The sequence below is a fragment of the Paraburkholderia bannensis NBRC 103871 genome (assembly GCF_000685015.1).
GTDB classification, from domain to species: Bacteria; Pseudomonadota; Gammaproteobacteria; order Burkholderiales; family Burkholderiaceae; genus Paraburkholderia; species Paraburkholderia bannensis.
The window spans coordinates 115,979-138,229 of sequence record NZ_BAYA01000013.1 but is presented as its reverse complement, the minus strand read 5'-3'; the positions used below and the strand labels follow the sequence as shown (position 1 = coordinate 138,229).

21 protein-coding genes are annotated in these 22,251 nt (G+C 64.3%); 10 read left to right on the top strand and 11 right to left on the bottom strand.

The annotated features are described in order from the left end of the window. Positions 1 to 208: 208 nt before the first annotated feature. From BBA01S_RS20540 to BBA01S_RS20530, 3 genes are all read left to right on the top strand, one after another. Positions 209 to 943 (top strand): 2OG-Fe(II) oxygenase, encoded by a 735-nt coding sequence (locus BBA01S_RS20540; RefSeq protein ID WP_084162380.1) that lies wholly within the window; start codon positions 209 to 211, stop codon positions 941 to 943. After that, positions 940 to 1,620 carry a 2OG-Fe(II) oxygenase gene (locus BBA01S_RS20535; RefSeq protein ID WP_027818104.1) on the top strand — a complete coding sequence of 227 codons (681 nt, stop codon included), beginning with the start codon at positions 940 to 942 and terminating at the stop codon, positions 1,618 to 1,620. The genes BBA01S_RS20540 and BBA01S_RS20535 overlap by 4 nt, the downstream gene beginning before the upstream one ends. 239 nt (positions 1,621 to 1,859) lie before the next feature. Further along, on the top strand, positions 1,860 to 2,174 hold the full coding sequence (locus BBA01S_RS20530; protein ID WP_027818103.1) for a DUF4148 domain-containing protein: 315 nt from the start codon (positions 1,860 to 1,862) through the stop codon (positions 2,172 to 2,174). 60 nt (positions 2,175 to 2,234) lie between these two features. Here the strand turns inward: BBA01S_RS20530 and BBA01S_RS48130 are convergent, their stop codons facing one another. Then, positions 2,235 to 2,879, bottom strand: coding sequence for a hypothetical protein (locus BBA01S_RS48130; protein ID WP_245641542.1), 645 nt, complete (start codon positions 2,877 to 2,879; stop codon positions 2,235 to 2,237). 84 nt (positions 2,880 to 2,963) lie between these two features. Here BBA01S_RS48130 and BBA01S_RS20520 point away from each other — a divergent pair, with 84 nt between their 5' ends. The 3 genes from BBA01S_RS20520 (at position 2,964) to BBA01S_RS20510 (ending at position 7,569) form a co-directional block, all read left to right on the top strand. Beyond that, the gene (locus BBA01S_RS20520; RefSeq protein ID WP_027818101.1) at positions 2,964 to 3,863 is read left to right on the top strand and encodes a LysR family transcriptional regulator; all 900 of its coding nucleotides are present in this window, start codon (positions 2,964 to 2,966) and stop codon (positions 3,861 to 3,863) included. A gap of 102 nt (positions 3,864 to 3,965) precedes the next feature. Beyond that, positions 3,966 to 5,981 carry an aconitase family protein gene (locus BBA01S_RS20515; RefSeq protein WP_027818100.1) on the top strand — a complete coding sequence of 672 codons (2,016 nt, stop codon included), beginning with the start codon at positions 3,966 to 3,968 and terminating at the stop codon, positions 5,979 to 5,981. Positions 5,982 to 6,123: 142 nt separating this feature from the next. Then, a complete protein-coding gene (locus tag BBA01S_RS20510; protein WP_027818099.1) occupies positions 6,124 to 7,569 on the top strand; it encodes an MFS transporter in 1,446 nt (481 codons plus the stop codon). Here BBA01S_RS20510 and BBA01S_RS20505 read toward each other — a convergent pair. Next, on the bottom strand, positions 7,566 to 8,816 hold the full coding sequence (locus BBA01S_RS20505; RefSeq protein ID WP_042297593.1) for a multidrug effflux MFS transporter: 1,251 nt from the start codon (positions 8,814 to 8,816) through the stop codon (positions 7,566 to 7,568). The two genes, BBA01S_RS20510 and BBA01S_RS20505, sit on opposite strands and share 4 nt — an antisense overlap. Before the next feature lie 73 nt (positions 8,817 to 8,889). Then, complete coding sequence (locus tag BBA01S_RS20500) at positions 8,890 to 9,873, bottom strand: aldo/keto reductase (RefSeq protein ID WP_027818097.1); 984 nt, start codon at positions 9,871 to 9,873, stop codon at positions 8,890 to 8,892. Between the two features lie 106 nt (positions 9,874 to 9,979). Here BBA01S_RS20500 and BBA01S_RS41955 point away from each other — a divergent pair, with 106 nt between their 5' ends. Both BBA01S_RS41955 and BBA01S_RS41950 read left to right on the top strand, forming a co-directional pair. After that, on the top strand, positions 9,980 to 10,240 hold the full coding sequence (locus BBA01S_RS41955) for a glutathione S-transferase family protein (RefSeq protein ID WP_042297592.1): 261 nt from the start codon (positions 9,980 to 9,982) through the stop codon (positions 10,238 to 10,240). 155 nt (positions 10,241 to 10,395) lie between these two features. Next, positions 10,396 to 12,669 (top strand): PA14 domain-containing protein, encoded by a 2,274-nt coding sequence (locus BBA01S_RS41950; RefSeq protein ID WP_245641541.1) that lies wholly within the window; start codon positions 10,396 to 10,398, stop codon positions 12,667 to 12,669. A gap of 94 nt (positions 12,670 to 12,763) precedes the next feature. On the opposite strand, the gene BBA01S_RS20485 is transcribed toward BBA01S_RS41950, so the two are convergent. The 6 genes from BBA01S_RS20485 to BBA01S_RS20460 all read right to left on the bottom strand — a co-directional run bounded on the left by BBA01S_RS20485 (position 12,764) and on the right by BBA01S_RS20460 (position 17,612). Beyond that, positions 12,764 to 13,246: an ASCH domain-containing protein gene (locus tag BBA01S_RS20485; RefSeq protein WP_042297590.1), complete on the bottom strand. Its 483-nt coding sequence runs from the start codon at positions 13,244 to 13,246 to the stop codon at positions 12,764 to 12,766. Between the two features lie 188 nt (positions 13,247 to 13,434). Continuing rightward, positions 13,435 to 13,776, bottom strand: coding sequence for an H-NS family nucleoid-associated regulatory protein (locus BBA01S_RS20480; protein WP_027818094.1), 342 nt, complete (start codon positions 13,774 to 13,776; stop codon positions 13,435 to 13,437). A 162-nt stretch (positions 13,777 to 13,938) separates the two neighbouring features. Continuing rightward, positions 13,939 to 14,142 (bottom strand): hypothetical protein, encoded by a 204-nt coding sequence (locus tag BBA01S_RS41945; protein WP_042297589.1) that lies wholly within the window; start codon positions 14,140 to 14,142, stop codon positions 13,939 to 13,941. A gap of 140 nt (positions 14,143 to 14,282) precedes the next feature. Next, on the bottom strand, positions 14,283 to 14,588 hold the full coding sequence (locus BBA01S_RS20470) for a hypothetical protein (protein WP_027818092.1): 306 nt from the start codon (positions 14,586 to 14,588) through the stop codon (positions 14,283 to 14,285). 168 nt (positions 14,589 to 14,756) lie between these two features. After that, entirely contained in the window at positions 14,757 to 17,189 is a 2,433-nt protein-coding gene (locus BBA01S_RS20465) for an LPS-assembly protein LptD (RefSeq protein WP_084162378.1), read from the bottom strand. Between the two features lie 30 nt (positions 17,190 to 17,219). Beyond that, complete coding sequence (locus tag BBA01S_RS20460) at positions 17,220 to 17,612, bottom strand: hypothetical protein (protein WP_027818090.1); 393 nt, start codon at positions 17,610 to 17,612, stop codon at positions 17,220 to 17,222. A 411-nt stretch (positions 17,613 to 18,023) separates the two neighbouring features. On the opposite strand from BBA01S_RS20460, the gene BBA01S_RS20455 reads away from it, so the two are divergent. Further along, the gene (locus BBA01S_RS20455; RefSeq protein WP_042297588.1) at positions 18,024 to 18,932 is read left to right on the top strand and encodes a glycosyltransferase family 9 protein; all 909 of its coding nucleotides are present in this window, start codon (positions 18,024 to 18,026) and stop codon (positions 18,930 to 18,932) included. 35 nt (positions 18,933 to 18,967) lie between these two features. Beyond that, positions 18,968 to 19,840 carry a glycosyltransferase family 9 protein gene (locus tag BBA01S_RS20450; RefSeq protein ID WP_245641540.1) on the top strand — a complete coding sequence of 291 codons (873 nt, stop codon included), beginning with the start codon at positions 18,968 to 18,970 and terminating at the stop codon, positions 19,838 to 19,840. A 62-nt stretch (positions 19,841 to 19,902) separates the two neighbouring features. Here the strand turns inward: BBA01S_RS20450 and BBA01S_RS20445 are convergent, their stop codons facing one another. After that, positions 19,903 to 20,622, bottom strand: coding sequence for a response regulator (locus tag BBA01S_RS20445; protein WP_027818087.1), 720 nt, complete (start codon positions 20,620 to 20,622; stop codon positions 19,903 to 19,905). Then, entirely contained in the window at positions 20,619 to 22,202 is a 1,584-nt protein-coding gene (locus tag BBA01S_RS20440) for an ATP-binding protein (protein WP_027818086.1), read from the bottom strand. Before BBA01S_RS20440 ends, BBA01S_RS20445 begins: the two co-directional genes overlap by 4 nt. Between the last annotated feature and the right edge of the window lie 49 nt (positions 22,203 to 22,251).

The window sequence follows — 22,251 nt, the reverse complement described above, 5'->3', positions numbered from 1 at the left end:
CAAAAGAGAGATTCAATGGCACTTTTTGCAGTGCGCCGCGCGCCGCCGCCGCGGGTTTACGTGGGTGAGCGCGGCGGCGCTTGTATTTTTTGCAGCCGGGCGGCGGGCGGCCAGGGGAATGGGAGCGCAAGGCGCGGAGTTTCCGGCATACGTGCGCGCGCTAGACTGGCCGGGTTGGCATCACCCATGAACGGGACGGGAACCGGCGATGGCCGAATCTGCTGAAACGATTGAAACGACCGAAACAGACGCGACTGCGCGGTGGGATGCGATCTGGGAAGGCGCGGCGGCGTCGCTCGATCGCGACGGCAATGCCGTGTTGCCTTCGCTGCTGACGCCTGGGCAATGTACGAAGCTGGCCGCGATGTATACGCAGGACGAGCGCTTTCGTTCGCGCATCGTGATGGCGCGGCATAACTTCGGGCGCGGCGAATACAAGTATTTCGCCTATCCGCTGCCGTCATTTCTTGAGCGGCTGCGCCACGCGTTATATCGCCGTCTTGCGCCCATTGCGAACCGCTGGAACCGGCAATTGGGCGTGGAGGTGCAATATCCCGCCGATCTGGCGACGTTCCTCGCCCATTGCCACGCAGCCGGTCAAACGAGGCCGACGCCGCTGATGCTGCAATATGGAACCGGCGACTATAACTGCCTGCACCAGGATCTTTACGGCGAGCATGTGTTTCCGCTTCAGGTGGCCATTCTGCTTTCGGCACCGGACGTGGACTTTACTGGCGGCGAGTTTGTCATGACTGGGACGCGCAGCGGCGGACAGTATGCGGACGTTGTGCCGTTGATGCAGGGCGATGCCGTGGTGTTTGCCGTCAATGAGCGGCCGGAGTCTACTGGCCGCGTGCGCAAGGTCGCGATGCGCCACGGCGTGAGCGTCCTGCGCAGCGGCACGCGCTACACGCTGGGCATGATCTTTCACGACGCGCGATGAAGGCCCACGACATGCTCGAACGTTTCGATATCCAGACGATAGCTGCGCAACTGGACGCAGAGGGTTATGCGGTGCTGCCTGGGTGCATTGACGCACAGGAAGTGCTCTCCATTGCGCAATACGAAGGACGCATGACGCCGGGGCGCGACGGTGGCGAGCTTCATTATTTCGACGATGACGCCATGCCTCCGCTATTTAAAACATGGCGCGTCGCGCTTTACGGATGGCTCGTGCCGTTGGCAAACCGATGGCAGCAGCTTGCAGGCGTCGAACGTATTTTCCCAACGGAACTCGACGCGTTTCTCGACGCCAACCACAGTGCCGGACAACGTCGCCCGCAATCGCACCTGATGCGTCTGCGCGAAGGCGACCGGCTCGAACTCCATCGCCACGACGAAGGCGAGTGGATATTTCCGCTTCAAGTCGTCGCGTTACTTAGCGAACCCAGGCGCGATTTCACAGGCGGCGAGTTCGTCATGACGGAACAGCGCCCGCGCATGCAGTCGCGGCCCATGGTCGTGCCCCTGAAATCAGGCGATATGGCGATCATCGCGACCGCGCAACGGCCCATTCAGGGCGCGCAGGGCTATTACCGTGGCCATCTCAAGCACGCGGTCAGCCGCGTGCGCAGCGGCGAGCGCATCGGGCTTGAGCTGATGTTTCATAACGTGCCTTAGTGCGCCCTGGCGCGCCGAAAACGAGCGCGATTTGCGTTGGTTTTGTATCGCCATGTATCTGGTGCATACACAGACACGCTGGCTTGCACAAACGGCAGTGAGCGGACACAAGCGGGATACGTCGGGGCGTTCAAATACACCCAGGCCAGTCAGCAGCAGCGCGAAAGCAAGAGCGCAAGCGAAAGCGCAAGCCGCCGACCGGATCGACGAATCCCTACTTAATCCGCTGGAGAAAAGCCATGAAACTCGTTCAAACGCTGCTCGTTGCTGTTGCCGTCGCCGTTCCCGCCGTGTCGTTCGCTCAATCGAACGAGCCGGTCACCCGCGCCCAGGTTCGCGCCGAACTCGTGCAACTGGAAAAGGCGGGCTACAACCCGGCAGCCGACTACACGCAATATCCGCAGAACCTGCAAGCGGCTCAAGCGCGTGTCGATGCGCAGAACCATGCGGTGAATTCGGCGTATGGCTCGGGCTCGAACGGCAGCTCGGCGGCAGGTGCGCCGCGTGCCCAGGACGATGTCGTCGGCCTCGGCCCGATCTATGCGCATTCGTGAGCCAAAGAGTGGGCGACGCCATCGAGGATTCGCCCGCTTTTAATTGCATGCGCAACAGATCTACACGGCCATCTGCGGCAGCGGCGACTCGTTCGAACTGCGCAGGAACTTGTCCAGGCGCTTATACGCGTCGATCAGCGCCAGCCGTGGCGCAAGAAACAACTGCCTGTCGGCCTGACGCAAAATAGGCTCGACCAGTGCGCATTCACTTGGCGCAATCCAGCAGACCTCATCGTCTCCCGCTCGCAGGATGCAATTCTCAAGCGCGGCCTCCGCATCGGCAAAGCGTGCGATATCCGTATCGCCGTAACCGGCGCATTGCACATAGAACGTCAGGTACACCATGCGAACGAGTTCGCTCACGAGGCGCGTCGTGCCGGCCCAGCTTTTGCAGGCGGCAAACGTGAGGTGATGCGCAAGCGCCATGTCGGTGGCGGTTTTTTCGTCCAGCGGACGTTGCAGGAAAATAGGGGAAGGCGGAGCGGAGCGAGATTTTTTGCGGCGTGACATTGATACAGAAGAGGTGCAACGAAGGATGGGTGCGCTCCACATGATGAACGGCGCGCGAGACAAACCGGGAACAATACAGCGAGACAGCGATGCGATTATCCGCGAATCCGCGCCAGCGTGACGGCGAGTCCGCAAGCGCGGTGCCGGGCGGATACTTGCCAGGCAGGTCGAATTTCGCGTAAAAGCATACTGCACAGCGCCTGTCGTTTCGATGTTCGGTCGCTGACAATTCTGTTATCCGCCGACGATCCGATCCCCGACAAGCCCGCGACAAGCGCCATGCGTATCGATCCCTACAGCCTCGAACTCTTTATTGCCGTCGTGGAAGAAGGCTCGATTGCCCGCGCGGCGACGCGCCATCACATTGCGGCTTCCGCGCTCAGCCGCCGCATGGCCGACCTGGAATCGGCCATCGGCATGCCGTTGCTGATCCGCTCGCATGGCGGCGTGGCGTTGACGGAAGCGGGCCGCGAAGCGTTCGCGCGCGCAAAGTCGTTGCACGCGCAACTACAGACGTTCGCGCGCGAAGTGCGGTCGCTTGGCGGCGAGGTCGCGGGCGTGGTGCGTCTTTATGCGAACGCATCGGCGATCGTGGGCTTTTTGCCGGAGCGGCTCAAGGCGTTCCAGGCCGAATACCCGCTCGTGCAGATCGAATTGACCGAAGCCGTCAGCGACGAGGTCGTGCGCGCCTGCGTGGAAGATCGCGCGGACGTGGGCATCGCGGCGCGCGCAAGCGCGGCCACGCCCGCCGCGCTCGAAACGTGGCATTTCGCCGACGATCCGCTGATGGTTGTGCTGCCGCCCGATCACGAACTCGTTGCGCGGCAGACGCTTGAGTTTGCCGATGTCATGCGCTTTGCGCTGGTCGCCTTGCAGGCGGGCGGCTCGCTCGACCGCCTGATCCATGAACGCGCCGACGCCCAGCGCGCGCCGCTCAGGATCGCCGTGACCGTCAACAGCTTCGACGCGCAATGCCGCATGGTGGAAGCGGGGCTGGGAATCGGCGTCGTGCCGATCAGCGCGGCGTCCGCGTTTGCCGGATCGCGCGGCTTCGTGCGCCGTCCGCTGGGCGATGCGTGGGCGGTGGGGCGCACGTTGCAGGTTCACGCGCTGCGCAAGTCCTCGCGGCTGCGCGCGGTGCAGGCGCTGATCGATCTGCTGACATCGGATCCAAAATAAGGGTTTCTGCGGACGTCGCAATCCGCGATGACCCCTGTGCCGATCCAGCACTTCGCAATCGGTCGCCGCGCCGTCTAGATTGCTGCCAGAAGGAGAAATTGGATGGCAACCCTGGATTTGAGCGGCCGGATTCTGTTCCTCACCACGAACCCGGCGCAGATCGAGCAGCAGCTCGCTGGCGTCGATCTGCACGATGTGCCGCCCGGCACGCTGCGCGACGACGTTTCCACCGACGAAATCACGCCGATGAGCGTGCTCACGCGCTTCGACGAGCGGCTGGGCCGCGTGCCATACGTGGGCCTGCGCGTGGGCGATCGCAACCCCATCGGCATGGATGGCGTACGTGACGGCGGCTTCAGCGTGACGGTCGCGGGGCATCGTTACGGCAAGGGTTCGTCGCGCGAGCATAGCCCGCTCGCCGAATTTCGCGCGGGCATCCGGCTCGTGATCGCGCAAAGCTTCGAGCGCATCTATCGGCAGAACGCCGACAACCTGGGCCTTTTCACCTCGACCGATTTCGGGCTGATCGAACGCATCCAGCGCGGCGAGCCCATCGATGTCGACGAACTCGTGGCGAACCGCGATGCGCTCGCGGCGGCGATCCTGCGCAGCGGCGGCCTGCTGCGCTACGGCGCGCGCCATATGCGCGATATTCGCGCGGTGGCGCCTGCGCATACACAAACGCAAACGCACACACAAACGCAAACGCACACACAAACGCACACACAAACGCCGCGCACGCTGGTGCAAAAGATTCTCGAACGCCACGCGCTTCGCACCGAAGGCACGAGCGAGGCGATGCCGCCGGGCGCGGGCGTGTTCGTGCGCGCGGACTGGCGCTTCATCCACGAGTACTACACCGGCATGGCGACCCACATGCTGCACGCCACGTTCGGGCGGCCGCTCGCGCTGTGCGAGCCGCAGACGATACTCGCGTTCGAGGATCACCTCTCTTATGCGCACAAGAGCGCGCTGCATCTGCGCAATGGCCTGCTGCCGGACGTGCGCGAGCTGTCCGCCGCGCATCGGCAATTCGCGAGCGAGTACGGGATTCGCGATCACGGCTATCTCAACGTGCAAGGCGACGCCCAGGCCGAAGGCTCCGAAGGCATCTCGCACGCGATGATGGCCGAGCGCTATGCGCTGCCGGGGCAGGTCGTGGTGGGCACGGACTCGCATACGCCGCACAGCGGCGCGCTGGGCTGCGTCGCGTTCGGCGTGGGCACGACCGACATGGCCAACGCATTCGTCACGGGCGCGGTGCGCATGACGGTGCCGCAATCGCTGCTGGTTCGCTTTGACGGCGACGTGGCGCGTGGCGTGACGGCGAAAGACCTCGTGCTGCATCTGCTCGCCGATCCGCGTATTCGCGCGGGCCTGGGCGTGGGCAAGGTGTTCGAGTTCGCGGGCGCGGCCATCGCGCAACTGTCGATCGACGAGCGCGCAACGCTCACCAATATGATTGCCGAACTGGGCGGCTTCACCGGCATCGTCGCGCCCGACGCAAAGACCGTGCGCTTTCTCAAGGAGCGGCGCGGCATCGACTTCGTCATCGAGCCGTGGATGCACAGCGACGCAGGCGCCGCTTACGCCGAGGTCATCGAGATCGATTGCGCGCGCATCACGCCGATGCTCGCAGCGCCTGGTGACCCGGGCAATGGCGTGGCGCTGGCTGACCTGGCCGAGCGCCCGCGCGTGGATATCGCGTATGGCGGCTCGTGCACGGCGGGCAAGCGCGAGGACTTCGACCACTATCACGAGGTGCTCGCCTGGGCTGCAAAGCAGGGCCTGCGCGTGCCGAAACACGTGCGGCTCTATCTGCAGTTCGGCACCTCGGACGTGCGCGATTACTGCGAGCAGCGCGGCTACCTCTCGGCCTTCGAACAGGTCGGCGCGATCCTTCTGCAACCCTCGTGCGGCGCGTGCGCGAACTGCGGGCCGGGCGCTTCGACGCAAGCCGGCGAAGTCACGATCAGTGCGATCAACCGCAATTTCCCGGGCCGCTCGGGGCCGGGGCAGGTTTGGCTCGCCAGCCCGCCGACGGTGGTGGCGAGTGCGCTGGCGGGCCGGATCGCATCGTTCGCGGAGTTGCGCGCACAACATTCCAGGCAATCGTAAGGCGGCGGGCGCACAAAGGGGACGGCTCGCAATTGCGGCGAGCCCGGATACAATCGGCGATCCGCCCAGGCGAATATCGAACGCCCGTGACGGCGACCTCGACGCGCGCCGATTCATTCCAACTACGATTCAGGAGACAGGCATGGCCTCACTGGAGAGCGCTTCCTCCCCGCGCGCCACCGACCGTGCATCAGCGACCCAAACAGGCAATGAAGCCACGGATAAAGGCTCGATTTCCGCGCGCCTCGACCGGCTGCCCGCTACCGGCGCGATCTGGAAGCTCGTGTTGCTGCTGAGCCTGGGCTTCTTCTTCGAACTCTACGACCTGCTTTACACCGGCTATATCGCGCCTGGACTCGTGAAAAGCGGCATTCTCACGCCGACCACGCCGGGCCTGTTCGGCACCTCGGGCATTGCGGGCTTTATCGCCGCGCTGTTTAGCGGCCTGTTTGTCGGCACGATTGCCTGTGGCTTTCTCGCTGACCGCTTTGGGCGACGCGCGATCTTTACGTGGTCGATGCTCTGGTACGTGGTCGCCAATACGGTGATGGCGTTCCAGGACAGCGCGGCGGGCCTGAACTTCTGGCGCTTCGTGTCGGGCATGGGCATAGGCGTGGAGCTGGTGACGATCGGCACGTACCTGTCCGAACTCGCGCCCAAGCACCTGCGTGGCCGCGCGTTTGCGGTGTGCCAGACGATTGGCTTCACCGCCGTGCCGGTGGCCGCGTATCTTTCGTATCTGCTCGTGCCGAATGCGCCCCATGGGCTGGACGGCTGGCGCTGGGTCGTGCTGCTGGGCGGCGTGAGCGCGCTGTTCGTCTGGTACTTCCGGCGCAACCTGCCGGAAAGCCCGCGCTGGCTCGCGGGCCAGGGGCGTCTGGACGAAGCGCACGCGGTGCTGAGCCGCCTGGAAGCCGTCGTCGAGCGCCAGTACGGCCGCGCGCTGCCCGCGCCTGGCCCGGCGGATCCCGTGACGCAAAAGTCCGGTTTCGCCGATATGTGGAAGCCGCCGTACCGCAAGCGCACGATCATGCTCGTGCTGTTCCACATCTTCCAGACCATCGGGTTTTTCGGCTTCGCCAACTGGGTGCCGACGCTGCTCGTCAAGCAGGGCGTCACGGTGACGTCGAGCCTGCTCTATACGACCGTGATCGGGCTGGCCGCGCCGCTCGGGCCGCTGCTCGGCTACGCCATCGCGGATCGCTTCGAGCGCAAGCACGTGATCGTGTGCATGGCCGCCGTGAACATCGTCGCCGGGCTGCTGTTCAGCCAGGTGAGATCAGCGGGCGCGATCGTCACGCTGGGCGTGATGCTGACGCTGGCGGGCAACATCATTTCGTTCAGCTATCACACGTACCAGCAGGAGCTGTATCCGACTGCGATCCGTGCGCGCGCCGTGGGCTTCGTCTATTCGTGGAGCCGCCTGTCCGCCGTATTCAGCTCGTTCGTGATTGCGTTCACGTTGCGCGAATTCGGCGTGACTGGCGTGTTCGTGTTCATCGCGGGGGCGATGTCGCTCGTGATCGTCGCCATCGGCCTGATGGGGCCGCGCACGCTCGGCAAGTCGCTGGAAAGCATCTCGCACTAGCCCGCGCGACGCACCGGTTCCGGTCGCGAAGCCCGAGCGACCGGCACGAGCAGCAGGGCGCTTGCCGCGCAGGCGAGGCCCATCAGCGTCATGACGTAAGCCATCGGCCAGGGCGTGCCGTCAGCCAGCACGCCCACCAGCGCCGAGCCCAGAATGCCGGTGCCGTACTGCACCGACCCGATCAGCGCGGACACCGCGCCCGCCCGCTCCGGCGCGCAGCCGAGCGCACCCGCGATCGAATTGGCGACGATGAACCCCGCCACCGACATGAACGTGAACAGCGGAATGAAGAGGCCGATCAGGCCGCCCCAATCGGTGCGCGCATCGACGGCGAGCACGAGCCCGGACAGCGCGGCGGCGAGCGTGCCCCAGCGCATCAGCCGGTCGCTGCCGTAGAGCAGCACGAGGCGCGCATTGACCTGGTTCGTGACCATGATGCCCAGAATGCCCGCGCCGAACAGCACGCCGTAAAGCTGCGGCGGCACGTGGTGATAGGTGATGAACGCGAACGGCGTGCCCGCGATATACGCGTACACCGCGCCGTAAAAGAAGCCGCTTGCGCCCGCATAGCCGAGCAGCCGCCGATTGCGCAACAGGCGGCCGTAGTTCGCGAATGCGCGGCTCAAGGGCTCGTGATTGCGGCGGCCAGATGGCAGCGTTTCGGGCATGGTGCGCTGCGCCGCGAGCGTCACCAGGCCGACGGCCACCAGCGTCCAGAAGATCGCGCGCCAGCTGGCGAAATGCAGGATGATGCCGCCGACGCTTGGGCCCAGCAGCGGCGCGATGGCCATGACGGTCATCAGCGTGGACATCATCTGGGCGGCTTTATTGCCCGAGTAAAGATCGCGCACCATCGCGCGCGCCAGCACGACGCTCGCACACGCGCCCGCGGCCTGCACGGCGCGCCACGCGATCATCGACGCCGGTGACTGCGCGAGCGCGCAACCGGCGGAACCCAGCACGAACAGCACGAGGCCGATGGAGACAGGCGTGCGGCGGCCATAGCGGTCGCCAAGCGGCCCCCAGACGAGTTGCCCGAGACTGAAGCCGACCAGGTACGCCGAGATGGTGTATTCCATCGTGCCGGTGCTGGCGTGCAGCGACCGTGCCATGGTGGGCAAGGCGGGCAGGTAGAGGTCGGTCGAGATGGACGCAAACGCCATCAGCATGCTCAGGATGGCGAGGATGCGCAGGTCGTGGGTTTGCGCTCCATCGGGCGCGCGGCCGGACGAAGCAGGCTGGGACATGAGGGGATTTGTGATTGCGGGGGAGTGCGGGGTGTCGGTTCCGCCAGGAGACGGAACCGACATGGCGTGCTGCTTAGTTATCGACGCGCTGCTGGATATGCGCCGGATAGCGGTCGCCCACGACCTTGATCGCGGCGAGCGCGGCGTCGATGGCCGCCAGTTCGGCCGCGCTGAGCGACACGGCGGCGGCGCCGACGTTTTCTTCCAGCCGCGAAAGCTTCGTCGTGCCAGGAATCGGCACGATCCACGGTTTTTGCGCGAGCAGCCAGGCGATGGCGATTTGTGCGCGGGTCGCGCCCTTGTCGTTCGCGATCACGCCGAGCACGTCGACCAGTTGCGCGTTGGCCTTGCGGTTTTCTTCCGAAAAACGCGGCACCACGTTGCGGAAGTCGCTTGAATCGAAGGTCGTGTTCGCATCGATTGCGCCGGTCAGGAAGCCCTTGCCGAGCGGGCTGAACGGCACGAAGCCGATACCGAGCTCTTCCAGCGTCGGGAACACCTTCTGCTCGGGTTCGCGCCACCAGAGCGAATACTCGCTTTGCAGTGCCGCCACCGGCTGAACCGCATGGGCGCGGCGGATCGTCTGCGCGCCCGCTTCGGACAGACCGAAGTGCTTCACCTTGCCTTCGGCGATGAGGTCTTTCACGGTGCCCGCGACGTCTTCGATGGGCACGTTCGGGTCGACGCGATGCTGGTAGAACAGGTCGATGCGGTCGGTCTTGAGGCGCTTGAGCGACGCTTCGGCGACGGCGCGAATGCGCTCGGGGCGGCTGTCGACACCGGCTGTCGCATCGCCGTCCTTGAAACCGAATTTGGTTGCGATCACAACCTCGTCGCGCATGGGGGCAAGCGCTTCGCCGAGCAGTTCCTCGTTGGCGAACGGGCCGTAGGCCTCCGCGCTGTCGAAGAAGGTGACGCCCAGTTCAAATGCCCTGCGAATCAGTGCAATGCCCGCTGACGTTTCCGTCGCCGGCCCATAGCCGAAGCTCAGGCCCATGCAGCCGAGGCCCATCGCGGATACTTCGAGTCCACTGTTGCCGAGTTGACGTGTCTTCATGCGTTTCTCCTCGTTTCTGCTGTTAGGCGCCCGCAGACCATCACACGTGATGATGCTTTGCAGGACGGAACGGGAGACAGTGTATTTTCGGCAGGAAGATTCAACAATGGGGCAGAAACGGCATGAGCTATTGAGCGGGATTCATCAATTGTGGATTCGGGAGTTCAACGGGCGCGCGCCGACGATCGCCGATATCGCGTGCTTCGCGCCGGTCGCGCTGCCGTTCATCCGCTTAAAGCCCCCGGCTTACCCGGCGCGTTACTTTCGCCAGCCCTTGCACGCCCCATCTCGCCCGATCGACATGCCGGGCGATTCTCGCCATTTCGCAGGCTTCAGGGAAACTCCTGGTACAGGAGTCGATGACTAATAATATTATTAATATTGTCGTATCGATTCCCCGTCTCATCGCTTCCGTTTCCCAGTAATTGGATCGCATGGCGTAGCTGCAGTCGTGGCTATGCTCGATAAATTAATAATAATTTTCGACCTTTTATAAAATACGGGTGATTTCAGGAGATACAGGTGCGCAACTTCTTCGTGCTTTCCGCAAGCGCGTTGGTTCTTGCCGCGTGCGGCGGCAACAACGATTCACCCACCCCCACGGCAGTAGCGGACGCGCAGACGTCCGTAGCGAATTCAGCATCGGCGACCGTGCAAAGCGAATTCAGACTGGCGGGCTCGACGCCGCTGGGCATGCGAACCACCACGCCAGCCGTCGTCATCAGCGACCCGGACAAGAACCTTTCGCCGTACACGCCACCCGCGCCCCCTGCCGCGCTGACCACCACCACGCTCAGTTTCGGCGACTTCACGAGCTATCTCGCGGCGGGCTCCACGCAGGGCTGGGCACCGGGGCCGACGCCTTCGAGCATCACGATCCCGGCGCCCGCCACCAATGGCACCGGCGCGGGCGACAAGGCCGTCGCGCTCGGCAGCACGTATGCGAGCGCCTCCTACGAGGCTGACGTCACGGTCGGCAACCCCGTCGGCACGGGGCCGGCCAACGCCGGCTTCATCGTGCGCACGACCAATCCGACGGCGGGCGGCCCGGATAGCCTGACGGGCTACTTCGTCGGCCTCGACACGGGCTCGCACACGCTGGTCGTCGGCCGCGAGAACAACAACTGGACGCAGTTCATCCAGTACCCGAACAGCGCGATCGTCGGCGGCAGCACGCACCATCTGAAGGTCACGACGAGCGGCACGGCCATTACCGTTGATCTCGACCAGCAACGTGTCATCAGCGCCAACGATGCGACCAACGCGCTGCCCGCCGCGTTCGCGAGCGGCAGCTTCGGCGTGCGGCGCTTTGGCGTCGGCGCGACGTTCAGCAACCTCACGATCAAGACCTATCCGGCCGTGACGTCGCCGACCTTCGACTTTTCCAAAGTGGTCGGCATGGTCTATACGCCGTCGACGGCCGTCAACGCGATCGACTTCTGGCAGAACTACGATCCCGCCGTCGTCAATCGCGAACTGACGTATGCGCAGACCTATGGCGTCAATACGATCGCCGTCTATCTGCACTACCTCGTGTGGGCCAACGACCGCGTAGCATTCCTGAGCAAGTTCGAGAACCTGCTGGAGATCGCCACGCGGCACGGCATCAAGGTGTCACCGATCTTCTACGACGACTGCTGGAACCCGACACCCCAATACGGCCCGCAACCGGCGCCCGTCTGGGGCGTGCACAACAGCCAGTGGGTGCAGTCGCCGGGCACGCCGGTCGAACAGGCGTACTTCCAGCCGACGGCATCGAATGCGTCCGTGACGTATAAGGCGAGCCTTGCTAACTACATCACCGACTTCGTCGCGCCGCACCGCAACGACTCGCGCATCATCTTCTGGGAACCGATGAACGAACCGGGTTGCAGCGGTAACGGGTCGTTGCAGCAAACGCGCGCGGTGCTGATGAACGATGCGCGCATCGCGATCCTGAATGCGGGCGCCACGCAGCCGATCAATTCGCCGCAGGTGCAGGAGGACGAAGGCACGTACTTCTCCGACTTCTACGCGTTCCACCCGTATGGCAATCCGTACACGGGGCCTGTCAACGGCAGCGACGTGAATGCGCTCAACTCGGAGACGCTGCAGCGCGGCTTTACGGGCACGGCAGGGCAGACGATGCCGGGGATTGTGTCGAACTACGGCGGCAGCACGGGCTTCATCGTCTGGGAACTGATGATCGGGCGCACCAACACCCGCTTCCACTGGGGCCAGACGCCGAGCGCGCCCGCGACAGTCGAACCGGCGACGCCGTTCCAGGGCGCCGTCTACCCCGATGGCCACCCGTGGCAGACGTCGGAAGTTCAGGCATTGACAGGGGGATTCGATGTGAAGCTGCCGGTGCTCAACGTTGCGTACTACAACGATCCGAGCTTCAGCAGCGCGCCTGTGAAGACGTCGGTTACGCCGCTCGTCGATTTCGATTTGAACACGGAGCGCGGCACCGACTCGCCGGATGCCTCGGCGGGCGTCAATGCGACGAACTACGGTATTCGCTGGACGGGCGCGATCGAGGCGTCGCAGTCAGGCGTCTACACGTTCTCGATCAACAGCGACAACGTCGCGCGGCTGTGGATCAACGGCGTCGAGATCATCAACAAGCAGACGTCGACACGCTCGACGACGAGCGGCATCGTGTGGCTGAATGCGAAGCAGCCGGCGTCGATCAAGGTCGAATATGTGCACGGCACGGGCGCTGCGAACATGCATCTTTCGTGGTGGAATCCGCTCGCGCAAAGTCCTGCTGCTGTGCGGATCGTGCCGTCCGATCCGCTCGTGGCGACGAACTGAGCGTGCTTTAGTGCTTTAGCCGCGCTCATGAAACCGGCGTCGCGCGAGCGACGCCGGTTTTGTGGCTCGTCTTCAAGCTCGACCCAGTCAGAATTTATGCCGGACGGTGCTGAACGGGCGTAAGGGCATGGAGAACCTCAAATCTCTCACATACGAGCGGCATCGAAGGGTCGGCCACGCGGCCAATTCGGCTGCACTCCTCGGTGAAGAAGCGCCAGTGCTCAGCACGCCAATGCGTCAGCGAAAGATCGCCTTCGCCTTCGTTCGCCGCAAATTCAGCATCGACGCGGTCAAACGGCACGATTTGCACGTCGGTGGCGCGTCGAACGAATGCAGGTCGATTATTCCAGTCAAGCACGATTTCAATGTCGCCGACCTTGGGAATCGACTCGCCGTCAAAGTCCCAAGACCAAACCAGGCTGCAAGTAGCGCGCTTTACGCCAGCAAGAATGAGTGCAATCAGCGACGCCGAAAGCGCTTCCGAATCTCCAAATCCGCCAATTCGAACGTCCCCTTCGGGCAGATCTATACCTTGCCCGGCCAATTCGGCGACAAGCTCGCCTATCCCTTTGTCCATAGATGTCCACGCCCTTTCGATTCCGCCCATTCGTATCGAAACCTCTCGGGCGTTGATTGTCGGAGATGGATGGAGGCGTGTCGAATGTCTAAAAATGGCCGAACGGATCTAACCCACGAACCGTGGATTCTTTGAGTCTAAGCGTTGGTCAATGTTTCAAAGTGCAGCGTTGCGCTGCCTGTGACTGCTCAACTGGCCTGAAGCTGTTCGGTCTTGACGGTGGCGAGCCGCGTGCCCGCAAACGGATCGTCGCGCCAGTCGACGCTTTTGGGCTTGTCCGCCTGGGGTTCTTTCTCGCGGCGCACCAGGAAGTGATCGAGGGACTGTCCGGCGCTGGTCGCCTGCACGACCCATTGCGGCGCGGCGCCTTCGCCGTCCCAGCTGTTGCCGCTGGCGTCGCGATACTTGACCGCCTGGAGGCGGCGCTGGTCTTCGGCGATCGAGGCGGCAAGGGCTTCGGGGGTGATATCGAATTCGGCCATCCTGCGTTGCAGGTAGGCGACGATGCTGTCTCGCTTTCTTTCATCCATCCTGGTTATCTCCACTCGGCAAGTTGTCTTTGATCGAGCCGGTGCAAAGCGTGTGCCGCCAGGATAGCACAGCGGATACGAATACCCGCTTTATCGTGTTCGCTTTAAAGCGTTCTATGGGCACGGAGGGGATTTGCCTCCGTGCCTGGCGTTCAAGCGATGTTAGCTGGGGAGTTGATGCGCCCGCTCCGCATCGTGCTGCGCGGCGCGCTCTTCAGCGCGTTTTTTAGCCGCCATGTGATGGCCGACGATGCAGCCGCCGACCGCGCCCACGACGGCATGGTGGCCCGCATAGTGGCCGGCGACGCCGCCCACGACCGCGCCTTTCATGCAGCCTTCGGCGTTTGCGCTGCCCGCCGCTGCCAGGCCGAGCGTGCGGCAGCAACGAACAGACTCATACGATGATTCAGTTTCATGATTTTAGCCTGCGTGGTGTTTGAAGCGTTTGAAGCTGGGTTCAAGGTCGCTGGAGTTTAGCGGGGATTGGATCGCGGGATAAGAGGCATTCAATGTCCCCAGTCGCGGTCGTGCCACTCGTGCTCGCGCCATTCATGCTCGCGGTGCTCGTGTTCCCGCCATTCGTGTTCGCGCCAGCGGCGTGCGCGCCAGTCATCGTCGTAGCCATAGGCAACCACTGCGGGCGGCGGCGGTGCGTAGGCAACCGGCGGCGGAGGCGCAACATATTCAGGCTCCGGCGCATAGGCCACGCCCGGCACGCCGATCCCGACTGCAACATCCACATGCGCGCTGGCCGCCGTCGAAGCCAGCAGTGCCGCCGCGCCAAGCGCCAGGCCGAGAATGGTTCTGTTCATTTCGCTACTCCTCCACATGTTCCATGCGTTCTGTTCTGCACGGTTCGGAGTGTAGGTGGGGCCGGGCGACACAGGTGCAACCAGCCTGCGAGATTGGTAACAGCGCTTTAACAGCAGATTAAGCGAGGCTTAAATCGCTGTTAAAGGCAGGGCTCGCGGTTGAACGTATTACTGATAGTCAGTGAATTTCGACACGGGCGCGCTGCTGTCCGGCAGCGGCGAGTAGCCCGGCACATTGTCCTTGAACTGGTCGAGCAGGCCGTTGTCGACCTTCGACAGCCCCTTGAGCTGCAACTGCATCAGCACGCGACTGCCGGTGCTTGGCACCGTCGTGCTGGTTTCGTTGGTGTACTTCTCGAAGGCAATGCCCAGCGACCAGCAATCGGCGTCGTACTGGAAGCCCAGCAGGCCGGCGATCAGGCGGTGCAGATGCATGTCGTAGTTCACGCGCGCGACGCTGGACAGGCGGCGGCTCAGCGGCCATTGACCCGATACGATGAACTGGCTGACCGGTTCGGTATCGTCGGTCGAGTCGGTTGCGTCGCGGCGCGTGTAGCGATAGGCCACGTTCACGACCTCGCCGGTTGCGGGCGCCCACGAAAATCCCGTGCTCGTGTGGGAAAGATACGAATTCGATTCGTTGTATTCGAACGCCTGCTCGGCCTTGAAATTATTACCGATGTTGAGCGAGCCGCCCGCGATCACGCCCGTGCGCGTCAGGTCGTTCGCCGTGCCGTCGGCGAGCAGCGTCACGCGCGGCGTCGTGAAGTTGTACTGCTGCGCGAGCACAAAGCGCGCGGCCTCGGAACCCGTCGCGGCATCGATGAAGCGCGTCGTGATGCCGGCAGTGACGCGATTGGCGTCGGCGATGCGGTCGTCGCCGACGAAGCTATTGGTGCTGAAAACTTCCGCGAGACCGAAATCGGCCTGGGCCGTGTCGAACAGGGGCGCGAAATTCTGGTTGCGATAAGGCGTATAGACGTACATGAGCCGCGGTTCGAGCGTCTGGATATACGAATGGCCGAACAGCGTGATGCTGCGCTCGAACGTCATGCCGGAATCCAGGCTGACGGTCGGCACGTTGACGGAGAAATTGCGCGGCTGGCCAGCCACCGGATCGCTGCCCAGCGTGGACAGGTTGTAGGCCGCGAAGTGCCATTGCACCTTAGGCGTGATGTACCACGATGGCCGCACGATCGGCATGGACACGTAGGGGTCGAAGACGAAGCGGTTGCCTTGCGCGACCGTGCTGTCCGCCATCGTGAAGCGCGAGGCGTCGGCCTGCGCGCCAAAGTCCAGCCCGCCCACGTTGTAGCGCGCGTAACTCACGTTGACCTGCGGCTCGCGGTTGTAGACCGAATCGCCCGAATACGATTGCCAGTGCTGCTCGCGCAGCAGCACCGACCACGGGCCGTTCGCATAGCGCAGGCCCGCTTCCTGGTCGTAAAGCGTGGTCGATCCCAGCAGCGTCTGGCCCGCCGAAACCAGGTCGGTGTTGACGTTGCCGTCCGACACGCGGTTGTAGTTCACATAAGCCGAAAAGCCCGATCCGATCTGCCAGTCCTGCTTGATCGAGAGCGAATAGCGCTGGGTCTTCGTGAGCGCGTCGTGCGGCAGGAGCAGCCCCGAAATCTCGCCGCTATAGTTGCTGCCCAGATAGCGGTAATCGGCGCTTATCAACTCGCCGCGACGGCTGATGATGCGCGGCGTCAGCGTGAGATCGTAGTTCGGCGCGAGATTGAAATAGATGGGCGTCGACAGATCGAAGCCGCCCGTGGAGCTGAACGAGAACGTGGGCGGCAACAGGCCGCTGCGTCGGTCGCTCGAAAGCGGAAACGACAGCCACGGGCTCGCGAACAGCGGAAAGCCCTGAAAAAACAGCACCGCATTGTGCGCGACGCCGGTGTCCGACCCGCTGTCCATGTCGAAGCGCGAGGCGCGCAGGTACCAGGCCGGCTGGCCGTCGCACTGGCAGGTCGAATACGTGCCGTCACGGATCTCGGTGCGTTCGTTGTCGATCAGGTCGGCGCGCTCCGCCGAGCCCCATCCTCCGTTGACCACGAAGCGATACTTCGGTGTGCTGATGTAGCCTTGCGACGCCTCCACGCGCATATGCGCATAAGGGCCGAAGAAGGTCGCGCCGCCGTCGGTCAGGCTGACGTGGCCATAGGCGTCGGCGGTGTCGCTGTCTTCGAAGTAGTGGAGATGGTCGCCTTTGATGACCGAATCGTAGCGACGCAATTCGGCGTTGCCGTGCAGCGAGTAGTCGGTATCGGCGGTGCCCGTCATCGAATCGGCGAGCGCGGCCGTCGCGCTTTTCTGGCCGGATTGCAGCGGGTGCTCCTGCAATTGCGGGTCGACGCGCAAGGCCCCGGCTGAGAGCGACGAATCGGGCGACGCATCAGGCAAATACGCCGGCAGCGAAGCCGCGCCCGCGAGCTGCGCGAGCGCCAGCGGCGGCGCGAATCCGGGCACGACGAGCAACAGGGAAATCAGCGGCTTCAGACGAAAGCCGCGCACTACGTCACGCAGGATCAAGATGGGCGAGGTCAGCAGGGGATTGCGGAAGAACCGGGGAACGTGCGCGACGGGCACGCGCATGCGCGCCGTTGCGTTCGACGTTGCGGCATGTCATTGCAGCCAGTTGGCGCGCGCGGACAGCGCGGTCTCATGATGCGCGGCGGACTCCAGCGCTTCGACGATGCCGGGAACCTGCTCGCACGGCACCGTAAACGACAGGCTGGCGGTGCGCGAGAGCCGGAAGCGGATCACCAGCTGGCGCGTGCCGTCGAGCCTGCCGATCTCGCAGCCGCGCGCCTGCATGAGCGTAAACGACGGCGCGGGGCTGTTGTCGATGCGCTGGATTTTCTCCATCGCATTGGGCAGCGCGACCAGCAGGTCGTTGAAGACCGAGCGATGCAGCGCCGCCGTGGCGTCGCCATCGTGGATCAGCAGGAATTCGCCGTCGGCGCTCAGGTCAGCCGAGCTGATCTGCCGCACGACGGCCGTCACGCCCTCAGCCATGCGCGGGCGCTCCGGCTTGCGTGGCGTATTTGCCGCAGGTGGTGCAGGCGAGGCGGTCGCAAGGAAAGGGACGGTGCGTGAGCATGACAGGTCTCTGGCAGGTTGCGATGGCGTGACGATAGACGAAACACGACCCGTAATGGGTTACTGCGCTACCGGTTCTTATTAACGCATCTTTCAACGCGCGATTCGCACTGGCGCATTTCCCCGTCTCTTGGCGCTGTGCGCGTGAAAGCCGCCTCTTTTCGGCGTTATTCGCCGTAACTAAAGGGTAACCGCCTGAAATTTTCCGCACGCTAAGCTGCCGCCGTTCTTGTTCAACGTGTCATTTAACTGCGCTGTTTAACTGAGCGGACGTCACACGGTAGTTGCGGGTCAACTGTCGCGAAGGTCGCTCTGACTGGAATTACCATGCGACCTCTGCAACCGGCCTCCCGCGTGGCCGTGGTCTTGTCGCCCGCGCTGGGCGACTCCCTGTTAATGATGATCGTCGTGCGCAACCTGCGCGCGAACGGCGTCGCCGTCACCGCCTTCGGCAGGAATGCCATCGCGCTTGCGCAATGGTTTCCGGATCTCGACATCCAGCCCGACCTGACGCGCGACACCGCGCAGGCCATCTTGCCGCGTTACGAGCGCGTGATCGCCATGCGTCGCGACGGCCCGATCGCAGACCCTGCGCTGCAACTGCCCGAGGTGGTGCTGCTCGAACCGGCCTGCCGGGCACGGTCGTCGAAGTCGATGGCGGAGCGGCTCATGCAGTTTTGCCGCGACGAACTCGGGCTCGCGCAAGCCGGCAAGAGCAATGGCATGAGCGCGCCCGGCGTGTTCGAACATCGCCGCCATCGCACGCGCATCGCGATTCATCCGACTGCCAGCACGCGCGACAAATGCTGGCTGCCGTCGCGCTTCCTGCGGCTCGCGCTCAAGCTGCGCAAGCTCGGCTTCGATCCGCAGTTCGTGGTCGCGCCGCAGGAGCGCGAAGCGTGGGCATTCGTGGAGTCGTATGGCATCGCGTTGCCGGAGCTTGGCTCGCTGGAAAACGTGGCGGCCTGGCTCTACGAATCGGGCTGGTTCATCGGCAATGATTCCGGCATTGGTCATCTGGCGTCGTGCCTCGAAGTGCCGACGCTGTCGCTGTTCATGCGGCGCGGCCTCGCGCGAACCTGGCAACCGGGCTGGGGCACCGGGCGCGTGGTGATCGGCGGCTATCTGCCGACCGCGCGCCTGCGCGAACGCTACTGGAAATACACGCTGTCGGTGGCCCGCGTGGCGCGCGCGTTCGAGCGGCTCAGGCACCAGATGCGCGAGGCGCTCGCGTGACCCCGCAGCTTGCTAACAGGTTTTCTGACCGGTCGTTGCGTGTAGCCGTCATCACGTCGCACGCGCTGGGCGACACGCTGCTGTTGATGGTGATTGTGCGCAACCTGCTGGATCATGGCGCGCAAGTGGTCGTGTTCGGCCGCGCCGCCTGGGCGCTGCGCGGCTGGTTTCCCGATGTCGATATCCGTGCGGTTCCCGACGAGGCGATCTTGCGCGATACGCTCGCGCCGTTCGACGTGGTGCTGCAGATGCACGATCACCAGCCGGTGCGCAACCTGCCCGCCTTCCACGAGACGGTGCGCATTCTAGACCCGCTGACCGCCGATATCTGGAACCGGCCGATGGTGATGCGCTTTACCGACTTCTGCCGCACCGAATTTGGTTTGACGGAGGTGGGAACCGGAAATGGCCTCGTGCCGCGAACCGGTCTGCAGCACCGTCGATATGGCAGGCGCGTGGTGATCCATCCTGAAGCGAGCACCTCGGACAAGCGCTGGCTGCCGCATCGCTTTCTGCGGCTTGCGCGGCATCTCGAACGCCGGGGCTACGACGTGGCCTTCGTCATGGCGCCCGAAGAACTGGCGCGCTGGGACACACTGCTGCTTAGCCGGTTCGCAGTCCATACCTTTTCGAACCTCGACGGGCTGGCGGGCTGGCTCTACGAATCGGGCTGGTTTATCGGCAACGATTCGGGCGTCGGGCACCTGGCGGCGAACCTGGGCGTGCCCACGTTGAGCCTGTTCCGGCGCCGCGCGGTCGCGCAGCGCTGGCGTCCGGCGTGGGGCAACGCGCAGGTGGTGTTGCCGTGGCAGTGGTTGCCCGGCGCGTTGCTCAAGGAGCGCTTCTGGCGCGAGACGCTCACGTGCTCGCGCGTGCTGTCTGCCTTCGCGCGGATGACCCAGGCCTAGCGGCCGTCATGCAGTCGCGCCGGTGTCCGCTATGCCGCCACCGGCGCGCTCCTCCAGCGGCGTTATTCGCCGACCGGCTCCATCTCCAGCCGGTAGCCCACGCCGTAAATCGAACGGATCATGTCCTGATCCGGCCGGATCGCCTGGATCTTGCGGCGCAGGTTCTTGACGTGCGAATCGATGGTGCGATCCGCCACCACGCGATGATCTTCGTAAAGCGCGCGCAGCAGGTAGTCGCGCGCGTAGATGCGCCCCGCGCCCGCATGCAGCAGCGCGAGCAGGCGGAATTCGATCGGCGTGAGGTGCAGATCCTTGCCGTCCAGGCGCGCGGCGTGATGCGGCACGTCGATGGCAAACGGCGTGGGCACCGCGCCTTCGGCCTCCTGATGCGCGCGCGCGAGCAGTTCCGCGCGGCGCAGGATCGCCTTCACGCGCGCGACGACTTCGCGCGGGCTGAACGGCTTGCAGACGTAATCGTCGGCGCCGAGTTCGAGTCCGAGCAGTCGGTCGATCTCATCGACGCGCGCGGTGATGATCATCACCGGCACCGCCGAAAACGTGCGTAATTCACGGCATATTTCCAGCCCGCTGCGTCCCGGCAGCATCAGGTCGAGCAGCACCATCGACGGCGCGTGTTCGCGCACCCAGGGCACGACTTCCCGTCCGTCTGCGAGGATCGTGGTCGTGAAATCTTCCTTGGCCAGATAGTCGGCAAGCAGCGCCGCGAGCTTGGGCTCGTCTTCGACGATCAGGATGGAAGGCCGTGTGGTCGGGTCGATCATTGTTGGTGTAGGCGTGGAAGTTGGACGAGGACGCGCAGGCCTCCGAGCGGCGAGCGCGATGCCTCGATGGTGCCGCCGTGCGTCTCCACGATGCGCTTGCACAGCGCGAGACCGAGCCCCGCGCCGCCGCTCTGGCGGCTGCGCGACGGGTCGACGCGGAAGAAGCGGTCGAACAGGTGGGGAAGCAGCGGGGCGGGCACAGGCGGAAAGGAATCCTGAACATCGACGTAGAGGGCGTGATCGTCCTCCGTGATGGCGACGTGCACCTGGCCGCCGGCATTGGTGTAACGCAAAGCGTTCTCTAGCAGGTTCTTCCAGAGCTGGGTGAGCCGGTAAGGGTCGCCCGAGAGCGTGGCGTGCGCGACGCCGGACTCGAATTCGAGCGCAATCTGCTTCGCGGCGAGGCGCTCGCGGAACGCATCGCACGAAGCCTCCACAATCGGCGTGAGATCGAGCGGCACTTTCTCGAACGAGAGTTGCCCGATATCGGCGAGCGAGAGTTCGTACAGGTCGTCGATCAACTGGCTGAGCATGGCGACTTCCGCCTGCAGCGACGCGATAGTCGCCGCATCGGGGCGGCGCACGCCGTCCTCGATCGCTTCGAGCTCGCCGCGCAGCACCGAAAGCGGCGTACGCAATTCGTGCGAGACGTCGGCGATGAAATCGCGCCGGTCGCCTTCGGCTTTCTCCAGCGACGCGGCAAGGCGGTTGAAGTCGCTCGCGAGCATCTGCAATTCGTCGCTGCCCTTGGCGGGCACGCGCGTCGCGTAGTCGCCGCCCGCCAGGCGGTGCGTGGCCGTCACGATGCGCTTGATCGGCGTGAGCAGGGTGCGCGCGAGCACGATCGCCATGGCCGCGGACAGCAGCGCCGTGAAGCCCACGATGATCCACGTCGCCTGCATCTGGCGATCCTTGAAGCGGATCTCGGCCTGGTTGATGAGCGCGGCCGGGCCGGTCACCGCAATCCAGCCGACGATCTGCCCGTTGACCTTGAGCGGATGGCGCACGGCGTCGGGCGGCGGCGGGGGCCCCGCTTTCGTGACGAGGTTCATGTGCGCGTCGTAGAGCGAGAACGGCGGGCGATGCGGGCGCGAGCGTCCGGAACCGTCGGGGCCGAAGGGCGGCGCGTTGCCCGCATTGCCGGGAGCGCCGTTGGGGCCGGCGGCGCCATTCGGGCCATTCTGGCCGTTTGAACCATTCGAACCGTTCGGGCCATTCGGGCCATTGAAGCCCGGCGGAGCGTTCGGGTCGTTCGGGCCCGGCCCTGGCTCATTGGCGCCCGGCCCGTTGGGGCCCGGCCCATTCGGCGCGCCCATAAAGGGCGGCTCGCCGGGGGGCGCTGCGTCGAAGGGCTGCGGCCCCTGCATCCGGTTACGCATGAAATCCCAGTTGCCATGCTGCGCGTAGGCCGTTTCCAGCTCGCGTTCGAGGGACGCCAGCTCGGTCGTGGCCTGCTCCTGCAGAAAATCCACAAAGCCGAATTCGAAACTCGCCCGGATCGCCACGCCCATGGCCACGGCCGCGAGGACGCACGCGGACAGGATCGCGAGGAAAAGTTTGAACGTAATGCTGGCTTTCATGAAGCGTTCAGCCGGATGCCAAAGGTAGGATGAAATCAGCCGTTATTTT

Excerpts from the sequence above, each read along its gene's own strand:
- BBA01S_RS20540 (WP_084162380.1), top strand. The coding sequence starts at position 209 with ATGGCCGAATCTGCTGAAACGATTGAAACGACCGAAACAGACGCGACT.
- BBA01S_RS20535 (WP_027818104.1), top strand. The coding sequence starts at position 940 with ATGAAGGCCCACGACATGCTCGAACGTTTCGATATCCAGACGATAGCT.
- BBA01S_RS20530 (WP_027818103.1), top strand. The coding sequence starts at position 1,860 with ATGAAACTCGTTCAAACGCTGCTCGTTGCTGTTGCCGTCGCCGTTCCC.
- BBA01S_RS20520 (WP_027818101.1), top strand. The coding sequence starts at position 2,964 with ATGCGTATCGATCCCTACAGCCTCGAACTCTTTATTGCCGTCGTGGAA.
- BBA01S_RS20515 (WP_027818100.1), top strand. The coding sequence starts at position 3,966 with ATGGCAACCCTGGATTTGAGCGGCCGGATTCTGTTCCTCACCACGAAC.
- BBA01S_RS20510 (WP_027818099.1), top strand. The coding sequence starts at position 6,124 with ATGGCCTCACTGGAGAGCGCTTCCTCCCCGCGCGCCACCGACCGTGCA.
- BBA01S_RS20505 (WP_042297593.1), bottom strand. The coding sequence starts at position 8,816 with ATGTCCCAGCCTGCTTCGTCCGGCCGCGCGCCCGATGGAGCGCAAACC.
- BBA01S_RS20500 (WP_027818097.1), bottom strand. The coding sequence starts at position 9,873 with ATGAAGACACGTCAACTCGGCAACAGTGGACTCGAAGTATCCGCGATG.
- BBA01S_RS41955 (WP_042297592.1), top strand. The coding sequence starts at position 9,980 with ATGGGGCAGAAACGGCATGAGCTATTGAGCGGGATTCATCAATTGTGG.
- BBA01S_RS20485 (WP_042297590.1), bottom strand. The coding sequence starts at position 13,246 with ATGGACAAAGGGATAGGCGAGCTTGTCGCCGAATTGGCCGGGCAAGGT.
- BBA01S_RS20480 (WP_027818094.1), bottom strand. The coding sequence starts at position 13,776 with ATGGATGAAAGAAAGCGAGACAGCATCGTCGCCTACCTGCAACGCAGG.
- BBA01S_RS20470 (WP_027818092.1), bottom strand. The coding sequence starts at position 14,588 with ATGAACAGAACCATTCTCGGCCTGGCGCTTGGCGCGGCGGCACTGCTG.
- BBA01S_RS20465 (WP_084162378.1), bottom strand. The coding sequence starts at position 17,189 with ATGCGCGTGCCCGTCGCGCACGTTCCCCGGTTCTTCCGCAATCCCCTG.
- BBA01S_RS20460 (WP_027818090.1), bottom strand. The coding sequence starts at position 17,612 with ATGGCTGAGGGCGTGACGGCCGTCGTGCGGCAGATCAGCTCGGCTGAC.
- BBA01S_RS20455 (WP_042297588.1), top strand. The coding sequence starts at position 18,024 with ATGCGACCTCTGCAACCGGCCTCCCGCGTGGCCGTGGTCTTGTCGCCC.
- BBA01S_RS20445 (WP_027818087.1), bottom strand. The coding sequence starts at position 20,622 with ATGATCGACCCGACCACACGGCCTTCCATCCTGATCGTCGAAGACGAG.
- BBA01S_RS20440 (WP_027818086.1), bottom strand. The coding sequence starts at position 22,202 with ATGAAAGCCAGCATTACGTTCAAACTTTTCCTCGCGATCCTGTCCGCG.